This window comes from Streptodolium elevatio, assembly GCF_053592165.1.
The window spans coordinates 87,773-101,236 of record NZ_JBSFVE010000008.1 but is presented as its reverse complement, the minus strand read 5'-3'; the positions used below and the strand labels follow the sequence as shown (position 1 = coordinate 101,236).

Sequence of the window (13,464 nt, the reverse complement as noted above, 5' to 3'; positions counted from 1 at the left end):
GGGTAGGCGGCGTCGACTGCTCAGTTCTCGGCGACGCGGAGGACGACGATGGCCATGTCGTCGCGTGCGGGTTCGGCGGCGAAGGCTTCGACCGCCCGGTGGACGCGGGCGGCGACCGCGCCGGCGGTGAGACCGGTGCACCCCGCCAGCACTGTGGCGAGGCCGTCCTCGCCCATCATGCGGCTGCCCTCGCGGCGTTCGGTGACGCCGTCGGTGACACACAGCAGTACGTCGCCCGGGTCGAGGTCGACGGTCTCCGAGACCAGATCCAGTTCGTCCAGCACACCGAGCAACGGCTGTGGTGTGGCCACCTGTTCGACGGTTCCGTCGGGACGTAGCCGGAGCGGAAGGGGGTGTCCGGCCGACACCAGGTTGAGGCGTACGCCGCCGCCGTCGCGGTGGGTGATGTGGCCGTGGAGCAGCGTGAGGAAGCGGCTGCGCGGACCCTCGTCCAGGATCGCGGTGTTGAGGCGCTGCAGCACCGCGGGGACGGGCATGCCCTCGCGGGCCAGCAGGCGCAGGGCCTGGCGGGCGAGGCCGGTGACGGCCGCCGCCTCGGGGCCGGTGCCGCAGACATCGCCGATCGCGAAGCCCCACAGGTCGGGACCGATGGTGAACAAGTCGTAGAAGTCGCCGCCGACTTCGTTGCTCTCGCCGGACGCCTGGTAGACCACCTCGACGTCCAGGCCCGGCACCTGCGGCAGGTCGGGCGGCAGGAGGCTGCGCTGCAGGGCCTGGCTGGTGGCACTGCGCTCGGAGTACAGGCGGGCGTTGTCCATCGCGAGTGCGGCCCTGCGCGACAGGTCCTCGGCGAGCTCCAGGGTTTCGCGCCGGAAGCGTTCGCCGGTCGCGTTGCCCAGGGTCAGCATGCCGATGCCGCGGCCTCGGGCGACCAGCGGGAGGGACACCACCTCGCCGGTCACCAGGTCCTCGTGCTGCGCCGCGGCTTCCGGGCCCAGGCGCCGCAGCCCCGGCCACGCTCGGGCACCCGGCGTCGGGTGGGCGCGCGGCGGGTCGGCCTTGTCCAACAACTCGCGGAGGTCGTCGATGCGCATCTCGTCGGTGTGCCAGACACAGCTGAGGGTCGGGTCATGACCCTCGCCGATCGTGTGCACGGCACACCACGTCGCCAGCCGGGGGACGACGATCTGCGCGACCATCGCCAGCGTCATCTCCGGGTCGAGGGTGCCGGCGAGCAGGTCGGAGGCCTCGGCGAGGAACGACAGCGAGCCGCGGCGGACCCGTTCGAGTTCGGACAGCCGCGCGCTCTCCACGGACAGCGAGATGCGGTCGGCCGCACGTTGCAGGCGCGCCGCGGCGTCGTTGTCGAAGTGCGACGGCGATTCCGAGGCGACGCCGAGCGTGCCGGTCAGTCGGCCCTCGACCTTGAGCGGAGCGGTGACGGCGGAGCGCATGACGGTGTCGGCGAGCAGCGGGACGGCATCGCGGACCGCCTCGGCGTCGTCGTGGACCGCGGGCATGCGTGCGGTGCCGAAGCGGCCGGTCGTGGTCTCCACCGGCACCCGGGCGAACCGCTGTTGCGCGGAGCCGAGGCCGGTGGTGGCGCGAACCTCCATCTCGCTCTCGTCGTCGGTGGCGATGAGCACGAACGCGGCGTCGCCGTCGAGGAGATCGCGGGCGCGCTCGATGGCACGCTGCAGGAGGTCGTCGAGTCCGGGGCGGTTCGCGCCGTCGAGGCCGTCCCATTCCGCGTCGGTGGGCGGCGGCACCGGTGTGCGTCCGGCGGCCGCCGCGGCGCGGTTCTCCAGCACCGCCCGGGCCCGGGCGGGGACGGCCAGCAGGACGAGCTGGGGGTTGTCCGACGCGTCGCGCAGGCGCACGTGCGAGGCGAAGACCCGTACGGGGCGTCCTTCGCCGTGCCGGATGTCGTACATGCCCTGCCAGCGGGACAGTTCGAGCATCGCCGCGAACGGGAGGTCGGCGTCCGAGTTGTCGGGGGTGTGCGGCCAGTCGACCAGTTCGGACAGGCGCATGCCCACCGCGTCCTGTGCCGAGCGGCCGAACAGGTCCGCGGCGTCCACGTTCCAGTGCGTCACGCGCTGGTGCGCGTCGGCGTGCACGACCGCGACGCGGACGGGTGTGTCCGCGCCGGGCAGCACATGCGTGGGCAGGGTCGGTCCGGCCAGGCTGGTGGCGGACCCGCCGTCGGGCAGGTCGAGGCGGAACCACACCTGCTTGACGGACTTGGTGTACTCCACGCCCCACGCCGAGGCGATCGACGCAGACAGGAAGAGGCCGCGGCCGCTTTCGTCGTCGGCGTCGAAGACGCCCACCGGAGCGGGCAGCTCCAGGGTCGGGTAGCGGTCGACGACCTCGATCTGCACGGCGGCGTCGTACCGCACGCAGGACACCTCGGTGGCGGTGCCGGCGTGCACGATGGCATTGGTCACAAGCTCGCTGACGAGCAGGACGGCGTCGTCCACGACCCCCGCCGCGTCCCACTCGGTCAGGGTCTGGCGGACGAAGGATCGCGCGGCGGCCACCGAACGGCCCTCAGGGGCGAACGTGGCGCTCACTCTCGCGGTGACGACCATGTCGGTTTCCGGATCCATGTGCATCCTGCGACGTCGGTGATTGCGGTGGCGCGACCTCGCTGCCCTTCCCGATCTGTCTCGTGGCGAACTGTCGCGATCAGGTGTTATGCCTGGTTCACGACAATTCTGCGGACCTGTCTCGTTGTGCCACGGCTTGACTACCAGGCGCAACGTAGTCACGCGGCAGCTCCGCACATTACCGCGTCGCCGCGACACGGGCGCAGGTCCTTGACGAACATTGACCCCTGTGTACGGCCGTCGGACCTGGGGACTCGGCCCTGCGCCGCGTGGGATGGTGGAAGACTGCCGCTATCAGCGGCGACCGCCCCACCCGGGCCGAGGGACCGGGCGGGCGCCGGGGCCGGGTGGAGGAATCTCGAGATGGCGAACGCTTCCAGGCGGGACGGACGCGCCGCAGGCGCGGCGAAGGGTGTGGGCAAGGCTGCCGGCGGCAGCTCGGCCAAGGCACCGGGAAACTCGCGCAAGGGCGTGCCGCAGGACGAAGCTCCGGGCGCGGGCGGCGGTGTCGCGACCGCCCGTCGCGACGACGAGCGTGAGTTGCGCCAGCTGCTCGACGCGCTGACCGCGGTACGCGACGGCAATTTCCGGCGCCGCCTGTCCGTGTCGAGCGACGGGCTCATGGGCGAGATCTCGGCGGTCTTCAACGACGTCGTGGACCGCAACCAGCACCTGGCCAACGAGCTGGCCCGGGTCCGCCGCGTGGTCGGCCGCGAGGGGAAGCTGAGCGAGCGGTTCGTGCCCGGCCCGGGGGAGGGCGCCTGGGCGACCAGCTTCGACGCCGCGAACGCCCTGGTCGACGACCTGGTCCGGCCGACCGTCGAGGTCGGCCGGGTGCTCGCCGCGGTCGCCGAGGGCGACCTGTCGCAGCGGATGGACCAGCGCATCGGCGACCAGCCGCTGCGCGGTGAGTTCAACCGCATGGGCCGTACGGTCAACGGCCTGGTGGACCAGTTGTCCGCGTTCACCAACGAGGTCACCCGGGTGGCGCGCGAGGTCGGCACCGAGGGCAAGCTCGGCGGCCAGGCGCAGGTGCGCGGCGTCTCCGGAAGCTGGAAGGACCTCACCGACTCGGTCAACACGATGGCCAGCCGACTGACCCTGCAGGTCCGCGACATCGCACTGGTCACCACCGCGGTGGCGAAGGGCGACCTGTCGCGCAAGGTGACCGTCGAGGTCGCCGGCGAGATGCTGGAGCTCAAGAACACCGTCAACACCATGGTCGACCAGCTCTCCGGCTTCGCCGACGAAGTGACCCGCATGGCCCGGGAGGTCGGTACCGAGGGGCGCCTCGGCGGCCAGGCCCGCGTCGAAGGGGTCTCCGGTACCTGGAAGGACCTGACGGACTCGGTCAACGTCATGGCGGGCAACCTCACCGCCCAGGTACGCGACATCGCGCAGGTGACCACAGCCGTCGCGTACGGCGACCTGACCCAGCGCATCACCGTGTCGGCGCGCGGTGAGATGGCCCAGCTCGCCGAGACCATCAACTCCATGACCGGGACCCTGCGGACCTTCGCGTCGGAGGTGACCCGCGTGGCCCGCGAGGTCGGCTTCGAGGGCCGACTCGGCGTCCAGGCCCAGGTGCCCGGCGTGGCCGGCACCTGGAAGGACCTGACGGACAACGTCAACACGGCGTTCTTCAACCTGACCGCCCAGGTACGCGACATCGCGCAGGTCACCACCGCGGTCGCGCAGGGTGATCTGTCGCAGAAGATCACGGTGGACGTCTCCGGCGAGATGCTGGAGCTGAAGAACACCGTGAACACGATGGTCGACCAACTGTCCGCGTTCGCGTCCGAAGTCACCCGCGTCGCCCGCGAGGTCGGCAGCGACGGCATCCTGGGCGGCCAGGCCCAGGTGCCCGGCGTCGCCGGAACGTGGAAGGACCTGACCGACTCCGTCAACTTCATGGCCGGCAACCTCACCGGCCAGGTCCGCAACATCGCCCAGGTGTCCACAGCCGTCGCCCGCGGCGACCTGTCGCAAAAGATCACGGTGGACGTCTCCGGCGAGATGCTGGAGCTGAAGAACACCGTCAACACGATGGTCGACCAACTGTCCGCGTTCGCGTCCGAAGTCACCCGCGTCGCGCGAGAAGTGGGCAGCGACGGCATTCTCGGCGGCCAGGCGCGCGTCGTGCCCGGGGTCGCCGGCGTCTGGCTCGACCTGACCGACTCGGTGAACTTCATGGCCGGGAACCTCACCGGCCAGGTCCGCAACATCGCCGACGTGACCACCGCGGTCGCGCGCGGCGACCTGTCCAAGAAGATCGACGTCGACGCGCGCGGCGAGATCCTCGAACTCAAGAACACCGTCAACACGATGGTCGACCAGCTGTCGGCCTTCGCGTCCGAGGTGACCCGTGTCGCCCGCGAGGTGGGCACCGAAGGCATCCTGGGCGGCCAGGCGCAGGTTCTCGGCCTCGGCGGTGTGTGGCGCGACCTGACGTACTCCGTGAACTTCATGGCGGGCAACCTCACGGGGCAGGTGCGCAGCATCGCGTCCGTGGCCACCGCCGTTGTACAGGGTGACCTGTCGCAGAAGATCACGGTCGACGCGCGCGGCGAGATCCTGGAGCTCAAGACCACGATCAACACGATGGTCGACCAGCTGTCCGCGTTCGCCGGCGAGGTGACCCGTGTGGCCCGCGAGGTCGGCACCGAAGGCCGCCTCGGCGGGCAGGCCGACGTCAAGGGCGTCTCGGGTACGTGGAAGGACCTCACCGAGTCCGTCAACGTCATGGCGAGCAACCTGACGGGCCAGGTGCGCAGCATCGCCGAGGTCACCACCGCGGTCGCCAGGGGCGACCTCACCCAGAAGATCATGGTCGACGCGCGCGGCGAGATCCTGGAACTCAAGGACACCATCAACACGATGGTCGACCAGCTCTCCGCGTTCGCCGACGAAGTGACGCGGGTGGCGCGCGAGGTGGGTACGGAGGGCATCCTCGGCGGCCAGGCGCGCGTACGCGGGGTGTCGGGTACCTGGAAGGACCTGACGGACAACGTCAACTCGATGGGCAACAACCTGACCAGTCAGGTCCGCAACATCGCGCAGGTCGCCACCGCGGTCGCCGACGGCGACCTGTCGCAGAAGATCACCGTCGACGCCCGCGGCGAGGTCCTCGAACTGAAGAACACCATCAACACGATGGTCGACACCCTGCGCGCGTTCGCCGACGAAGTGACGCGGGTGGCGCGCGAGGTGGGTACGGAGGGCATCCTCGGCGGCCAGGCGCACGTGCCCGGGGTGGCGGGGACCTGGAAGGACCTCACCGACAACGTCAACTCGATGGCGGACAATCTCACGGGCCAGGTCCGGAGTATCGCCGAGGTCACCACGGCGGTCGCCCGAGGCGACCTGTCGCAGAAGATCACCGTCGACGCGCGCGGCGAGATCCTGGAGCTCAAGACCACGATCAACACGATGGTCGACCAGCTGTCCGCGTTCGCCGGTGAGGTCACCCGTGTGGCCCGCGAGGTGGGCACCGACGGAATCCTCGGCGGCCAGGCCGAGGTCGAGGGCGTCTCGGGCACCTGGAAGCAGCTGACCGAGAACGTGAACGAACTGGCCGGGAACCTGACCCGCCAGGTGCGTGCCATCGCCGAGGTCGCCACCGCGGTGACCCGCGGCGACCTGACCCTCCAGATCGACGTCGACGCGCGCGGCGAGATCCTGGAGCTCAAGGACAACATCAACCAGATGATCGCCAACCTCGGCGAGACGACGCGGGCCAACCGCGAGCAGGACTGGCTCAAGACCAACCTCGCGCGCATCTCCGGCCTGATGCAGGGCCGCCGCGACCTGATGGCGGTCGCCGCGCTCATCATGAGCGAGCTGACCCCGGTGGTGTCCGCCCAGCACGGCGCCTTCTTCCTCGCCGAGCCGACCGTCGAGGACCGCATCGAGCTGCGCCTGATCGCCAGCTACGGCTACCAGAACGGCGGCGCCCCGACGCGCTTCCGGCTCGGCCAGTCGCTGGTCGGCCAGGCCGCGCTGGAGAAGCGGTCGATCCTCGTCGAGAAGGCGCCGCCCGGCTACATCAAGATCTCCTCGGGCCTCGGCGAGGCGTCCCCGGTCAATGTGGTCGTGCTCCCGGTGCTGTTCGAAGACCAACTGCTCGGCGTCCTGGAACTGGCCTCGTTCAGCGCGTTCACCCAGGTGCACCGCAACTTCCTGGAGCAGCTCAACGAGCAGATCGGCGTCACGGTCAACACGATCATGGCGAACTCGCGTACCGAGATGCTGCTCGCCGAGTCGCAGCGGCTGACCGAGGAGCTGCAGGAGCGGTCCGAGGAACTCCAGCGCCAGCAGGGCGAGTTGCGGCACTCCAACGCCGAACTCGAGGACAAGGCCGAGCTGCTGGCCCGGCAGAACCGCGACATCGAGATCAAGAACAGCGAGATCGAGCAGGCCCGCAAGGCGCTGGAGGAGCGCGCCGAGCAGCTCGCGCTTTCGTCGCGCTACAAGTCCGAGTTCCTCGCGAACATGTCGCACGAACTGCGGACCCCGCTCAACAGCCTGCTGATCCTCGCCAAGCTGCTCGCCGACAACGTCGAGGGCAACCTCACCCGCAAGCAGGTGGAGTTCTCCGAGACCATCCACGCGGCCGGTTCGGACCTGCTGCAACTGATCAACGACATCCTCGACCTGTCCAAGGTGCAGGCCGGGAAGATGGACGTACGACCGGCACGGATCGCGCTGGTCCAGCTCATGGACTACGTCGAGGCCACCATCCGCCCGCTGACCTCCGAGAAGGGGTTGGACTTCACCGTCCACGTCTCGTCCGAGGTGCCGGCCACGCTCTACACGGACGAGCAGCGCCTCCAGCAGGTGCTGCGCAACCTGCTGTCGAACGCGGTCAAGTTCACCGACAGCGGGTCCGTCGAGGTGGTGATCCGGCTCACCGACGACATCCCGGTCAGCGGCGGCGACCTGGAGGACGCCGAGCAGGCCATCGCCTTCTCCGTGGTCGACACCGGGATCGGGATCGCGGAGGACAAGCTCAAGGTCATCTTCGAGGCGTTCCAGCAGGCCGACGGCACGACCAGCCGCCGCTACGGCGGCACCGGCCTCGGGTTGTCGATCAGCCGGGAGATCGCCTGGCTGCTCGGCGGCGAGATCCACGCCGAGAGCGAGCCGGGCCGCGGCAGCACGTTCACGCTCTACATCCCGCTCGACAACGTGCTCGCGGAGGACGACCCGACGCCCGTCGGCGTGGCCCTGGCCCGCCAGGGCGGGGTCCACGGGGAGACCCGGCAGATCGCCGCGCCCTCCGAGGCGCCGGCGGGCGCGGTCGAGGCACCGCGCCGTGCCCCCAACGCCCCCGCGCGCCGCCGCGTCCTGGCGGTCGAGGAGCCGCGCCAGGACGGCGGCCCGATCGTCACGACACTCGCCGGACTCGGCGACCAGGTGGAGGTGGCGACCGCGGCGACGGCCTCCGAGGCCACCGCGGCGGTCGAGCTGTTCGCCCCCGCGTGCATCGTGGTCGACCTGAGGCTGGCCGAGGAGGGCGCCTGGCGGCTCCTGGACGCACTGACGGACCGCGTCGATCTGGAGGACGTCCCGGTACTGGTGCACATCCCAGGGCGCCCCACCCGCTCCGAGGCGGCCCGCCTGCGCGGGTACCGGCGCCGCATCGCCACCCTGCACCGGGTCTCGTCGCCGGACGCACTCGCCGACTTCGTCGCGGACGTGGCGCGGCCCACACCCGCGGAGGCCCGGACCAAGCCGGCCGTGCAGCCGTTCGAGGGGGCCTTCCATGGCGAAAAGGTGCTCATCGTCGACGACGACGTCCGCAATGTGTTCGCTCTCACAAGCGTGCTGGAGCAGTACGGCCTTGTGGTCACCTACGCGGAGAACGGCCGCGAGGGAATCGAGAAACTTCAGGCGGAAGAGGACATCGCCATCGTCCTGATGGACATCATGATGCCGGAGATGGACGGATACGCCACGACTTCGGCCATCCGGCGTATGCCGCAGTACGCTGGACTGCCGATTGTTGCGCTGACGGCGAAGGCGATGAAGGGCGACCAGGAGAAGAGCATTGCCTCCGGTGCGTCCGACTATGTGGCCAAGCCCGTGGACACCGCGCACCTCCTCGGCCTCATCCGCACCTGGCTGGAACAGTGAGGTGGGGCAGGGGAGTTGACGCTGTCCGGCATGTCCGGTTCCCTGACGAATAGTGCATTGTCGTGCCAGGGCTCCGGGCCCGCCCGGGAACCCTGGGGGTGTCGGCGGCGTTGAATCCGTGGGAGGGTTCTGCGGGGTTTTCCGACACCGTACGTTGGTTTTCGGTTACGCCGTGCGGTCGTCGCTTCCGGAACCGCCTGCCTCGGCCCGGCCGAGAGCACTACCATGACCGGGACGACCACAGACCTCGACCAGTATGTGTACGAAGCGGCAGAACACTGAGCCAGAGACGAGCGGAGCCGACCGGGACGCGGGCATGCCCGGGTCGCCGGATCGAAGAGGGTGGGCCATGACGGAGAAGGCCAAGATCCTCCTGGTCGATGACCGTCAGGAGAACCTCCTCGCACTGGAGGCGATCCTGTCCGCACTGGATCAGACCCTCGTGCGCGCCCACTCGGGCGAGGAGGCGTTGAAGGCGCTGCTCACGGACGAGTTCGCGGTCATCCTGCTGGACGTGCAGATGCCCGGCATGGACGGATTCGAGACAGCCGCGCACATCAAGCGGCGCGAGAAGACCCGGGACATCCCGATCATCTTCCTGACCGCCATCAACCACGGGCCGCACCACACCTTCCGCGGATACGCGGCGGGTGCGGTCGACTACATCTCCAAGCCGTTCGACCCGTGGGTGCTGCGCGCCAAGGTCGCCGTGTTCGTCGACCTCTACAAGAAGAACTGCCAGCTGCGCGAGCAGGCGGCGCTGCTGCGCGGCCGCCTGGACGCGGTGCCGGGGGAGACCCGCACCGGCGACGTGCTGGCCGAGCTCTTCACGCGCCTCACGGCGCTGGAGGAGAGCGCGGACGGCATGGCCAAGCAGGTCGAGCTGTCCGAGGACCCGTCCTTGACCGCGTCGGCGAACCAGGTCCTCAGCCGAGTGGCCAGGCTCCGTGCCGCCCTGGACGCCCTCGTCCCGGCTCCCGCGGGCCACGGCGGCCCGCCGCCCGCGGACCAGCGCCAGTCCACCCCGCCCGCGGCACGCCGTCCTCCCGACGCCACCTCCTGATCGCGCGTCCCGGTCGCCTGCCCCGAGCCACCCGTCCTGAGCCACCCGCGCCGAGCCGGTACGCCCCCTCCTGACGGGCCCGCGCCGACCGTCCCCGAGGTGCCGCACGGCCACCGGAACGAATGGGGCGGACCGGGTGGGAGCGGGCGACACGCGCCGGTGAGTTCGTTGTGACACGTGAGACGCGCGTGCCCGGGGGGTAGCCTCGCTTTTATGGCCACGCGTACGTCCGGCGGCGGCGCCCGCACCGGCGGCGCCGCGAAGAAGAAGGCACCGGCCAAGAAGCCGGCGCCTCCGCCGCCGCCGCCCAAGAAGGGCGTGTTCGAGAAGATCGGGGATCTGGTCTTCCGCGCGGTCAAGGGCATCTGGCTCGGCATCGCACACGCCCTCGGCGGGGTCTTCCGCAGCATCGGGCAGGGTGCGCGAGGGCTGGATCCGGCGCACCGCAGGGACGGGCTCGGCCTGGCCCTCTTCGGTCTCGCGATCGTGGTCGCCGCCGGTGTGTGGGGCAACGTCGACGGTCCGGTGGGCGACCTGGTGGACGCCGTGGTCGCCGGGCTCGTCGGGCGGCTGGACGTCCTGGTCCCGTTCCTGGTGGCCGCGCTCGCGATCCGCGTCCTGCGGCACCCCGAACTCGTCGACGCGACCGGCCGCATCGTCATCGGCTGCACGGCGCTGGTGGCCGGCGTCCTCGGCATGATCCACGTCGGTTCCGGCACCCCGCGGCCCGGCGACGGCGCCACCGCGATGCGCACCGCCGGCGGCTTCGTCGGGTACGTCTTCTCCGCCCCGCTGGTGGAGTCCGTCACCAAGTGGGCGGCCATACCGCTGCTCCTCCTCGTCATCTTCTTCGGCCTGCTGGTCGTCACCGCGACGCCGATCGCGTCGGTTCCCTACCGGTTGCGCGGCTACCTGGGCTTCCCCGGCGGGGAGGAGATGTACGACGAGTACGACCCGTACGACGACGAGTACGAGGACGACGTCCGTGCCGAGCCCCTGGAAGAGGAGCCACGTCGCGGGCGCAGACGCTCCACCCCTGCCGCCGACCCCCTCGCGAAGCAGGCCCCCGAGGGCGAGGACGAGGCCCCGCGCCGCGCCCGCCCCCGCCGCCGGCAGGGCGCCATGGGCAAGGGCCCCGACCCCATCGACGTCGCCGCCGCGGCGGCCGCCGCGCTGGACGCCGCGGCACTCCCGGTCCCCTCGGCGCGCAGCCGCAAGACCGTTCCGGACAACACGCGCAAGGCGCCGCCGCACAGCCCGGCGCCGCCGCGCAGCGAGCAGTTGCGGCTCTCCGGCGACGTGACCTACCACCTGCCGGCCAGCGACCTGCTGACGCGTGGTGGCCCTGGCAAGGCCCGCAGCAAGGCCAACGACGACGTCGTCGCCGCGCTGACCCAGGTTTTCGAGCAGTTCAACGTCGACGCGCAGGTCACCGGCTTCACGCGCGGTCCCACGGTGACGCGCTACGTGGTCGAGCTGGGCCCGGCGGTCAAGGTCGAGCGGATCACCGCACTCGCCAAGAACATCGCGTACGCGGTCGCCAGCGCCGATGTGCGCATCATCAGCCCGATCCCCGGCAAGTCCGCCGTCGGCATCGAGATTCCGAACACCGACCGCGAGATGGTCAACCTCGGCGACGTGCTGTGCTCGGACGAGGCGGTCACCGACCTCCACCCGATGCTGGTCGCGCTCGGCAAGGACGTCGAGGGCGGCTTCGTCGTCGCGAACCTCGCCAAGATGCCGCACGTGCTCGTCGCGGGCGCCACCGGCGCGGGCAAGTCGTCCTGCATCAACGGCCTGATCACCTCGATCATGATGCGCGCGACACCGGACGAGGTACGCCTCGTGCTGGTCGACCCCAAGCGCGTGGAGCTGACCGCGTACGAGGGCATCCCGCACCTGATCACCCCGATCATCACCAACCCGAAGCGCGCCGCGGAGGCCCTCCAGTGGGTCGTCCGCGAGATGGACATGCGCTACGACGACCTGGCGAACTTCGGGTTCCGGCACGTCGACGACTTCAACAAGGCCCTGCGGTCCGGCAAGTTGACCACGCCGCCCGGCAGCGAACGCGAACTGACGCCGTACCCCTACCTGTTGGTGATCGTCGACGAGCTGGCCGACCTGATGATGGTGGCGCCGCGCGACGTCGAGGACTCGATCGTGCGCATCACCCAGCTGGCCCGCGCGGCCGGCATCCACCTGGTGCTCGCGACGCAGCGGCCGAGCGTGGACGTCGTGACCGGGCTGATCAAGGCCAACGTGCCGTCGCGGCTGGCGTTCGCGACGAGCTCGCTCGCCGACAGCCGGGTGATCCTCGACCAGCCGGGCGCCGAGAAGTTGATCGGCAAGGGTGACGGACTGTTCCTCCCAATGGGTGCCAACAAACCGGTGCGCATGCAGGGTGCGTACGTCACCGAGGCCGAGGTCGAGGCGGTCGTCCGGCACTGCAAGGAGCAGCTGCAGCCGGAGTACCGCGAGGACGTCGCGGAGGCGGCCGGTCCGAAGAAGCAGATCGACGAGGAGATCGGCGACGACCTCGACCTGCTGTGCCAGGCCGCGGAGTTGGTGGTCTCCACGCAGTTCGGTTCGACCTCGATGCTGCAGCGCAAATTGCGCGTAGGGTTCGCCAAGGCGGGCCGGCTGATGGACCTGATGGAGTCGCGCGGGATCGTCGGTCCGAGTGAGGGTTCCAAGGCCCGCGATGTGCTCATCAAGCCGGATGAACTTGATCAGGTGTTGAGCACGCTGCGCGGGGAATGAGCAAAAATAGTCAACTCATGATCATCTGTGTTTCAGCTGAGCTACAAGGCGCCTGTGAGGCCACTCAGCCGCGAAACCACCGTTCCGCCCAGCCCTAGACTGATTTCCGCCGCAGTGGCTGCACGCTCGGAGGCGCGCTCGTGTCCATCGGTCAGACTCTCGCCGACGCCCGCACCAAAGCGGGACTCACCGTCGATCAGGTGAGTGAGGTCACGCGCATCAGGCAGCCCCTGGTGGAGGCGATCGAGCACGACGACTTCGCGGCCTGCGGCGGCGACTTCTACGCTCGCGGCCACATCCGCTCGTTCGCCCGCGCGGTCGACACCGACCCCGAGCCGCTGCTCGCCGAGTACGACGCGCGCTACGGCAGCGGCCCGGTGCCGAGCCCCACGGTGATCTTCGAACCCGAACGGGTCAAACCCGAGCGGCGGATCGCCCCGAACTGGACCGCCGCGATGGCCGCCGCGGTCGTCGCCGTGATCGGCTTCGTCGCGTTCCAGGTGTTCAGTGGCAAGGACGACGACAAGGGCAGTACGGCGACCGCCACGCCCACCCCGCCGCCGCCCGCCACCCAGGCCGCCCCGGTTCCGCCGCCCCCCGCGCCCCCGCAGGAGGTCGTCGCGCAGGCGCCGGTCGACGTCAAGGTCCGCATCGACGCGGTCACCGGCTCCACCTGGGCCAGCGTCACCAACAGCGCGGGCAAAGAGGTGTTCGACGGCGTCATCGCCAAGGGCAAGGGCCAGGAGTTCACCGATCCCACCCAGCTCAAGGTGGTCCTCGGCAACGGCCCGGCCGCCCGGCTCAACGTGAACGGCAAGGACCTCGGCCCGGCGAGCATCAAGGACCACGTCGTACGCTTCACCTTCAAGCCCGGCGATCCCCAGCAGGGCTGATCCGGCGCCCCGGGCCGCTCCGACGACCCGAACCGCC

At 70.3% G+C, this 13,464-nt stretch carries 5 protein-coding genes; 4 read left to right on the top strand and 1 reads right to left on the bottom strand.

The genetic code is table 11. The features are described 5' to 3' along the window. Window positions 1-20: 20 nt before the first annotated feature. Window positions 21-2,573, bottom strand: a complete 2,553-nt coding sequence (locus tag ACWD12_RS16800) for a SpoIIE family protein phosphatase (protein ID WP_358353982.1) — start codon at window positions 2,571-2,573, stop codon at window positions 21-23. A gap of 363 nt (window positions 2,574-2,936) precedes the next feature. Here ACWD12_RS16800 and ACWD12_RS16795 point away from each other — a divergent pair, with 363 nt between their 5' ends. The 4 genes from ACWD12_RS16795 (at window position 2,937) to ACWD12_RS16780 (ending at window position 13,427) form a co-directional block, all read left to right on the top strand. Next, entirely contained in the window at window positions 2,937-8,708 is a 5,772-nt protein-coding gene (locus tag ACWD12_RS16795) for a HAMP domain-containing protein (RefSeq protein ID WP_450100134.1), read from the top strand. Between the two features lie 349 nt (window positions 8,709-9,057). Continuing rightward, the gene (locus ACWD12_RS16790; RefSeq protein WP_358354737.1) at window positions 9,058-9,771 is read left to right on the top strand and encodes a response regulator; all 714 of its coding nucleotides are present in this window, start codon (window positions 9,058-9,060) and stop codon (window positions 9,769-9,771) included. A gap of 213 nt (window positions 9,772-9,984) precedes the next feature. Next, on the top strand, window positions 9,985-12,534 hold the full coding sequence (locus ACWD12_RS16785) for a DNA translocase FtsK (RefSeq protein WP_450100133.1): 2,550 nt from the start codon (window positions 9,985-9,987) through the stop codon (window positions 12,532-12,534). Between the two features lie 140 nt (window positions 12,535-12,674). Continuing rightward, window positions 12,675-13,427 carry a helix-turn-helix domain-containing protein gene (locus tag ACWD12_RS16780; protein ID WP_358354742.1) on the top strand — a complete coding sequence of 251 codons (753 nt, stop codon included), beginning with the start codon at window positions 12,675-12,677 and terminating at the stop codon, window positions 13,425-13,427. Window positions 13,428-13,464 lie beyond the last annotated feature (37 nt).

Excerpts from the sequence above, each read along its gene's own strand:
- ACWD12_RS16795 (WP_450100134.1), top strand. The coding sequence starts at position 2,937 with ATGGCGAACGCTTCCAGGCGGGACGGACGCGCCGCAGGCGCGGCGAAG.
- ACWD12_RS16800 (WP_358353982.1), bottom strand. The coding sequence starts at position 2,573 with ATGGATCCGGAAACCGACATGGTCGTCACCGCGAGAGTGAGCGCCACG.
- ACWD12_RS16785 (WP_450100133.1), top strand. The coding sequence starts at position 9,985 with ATGGCCACGCGTACGTCCGGCGGCGGCGCCCGCACCGGCGGCGCCGCG.
- ACWD12_RS16790 (WP_358354737.1), top strand. The coding sequence starts at position 9,058 with ATGACGGAGAAGGCCAAGATCCTCCTGGTCGATGACCGTCAGGAGAAC.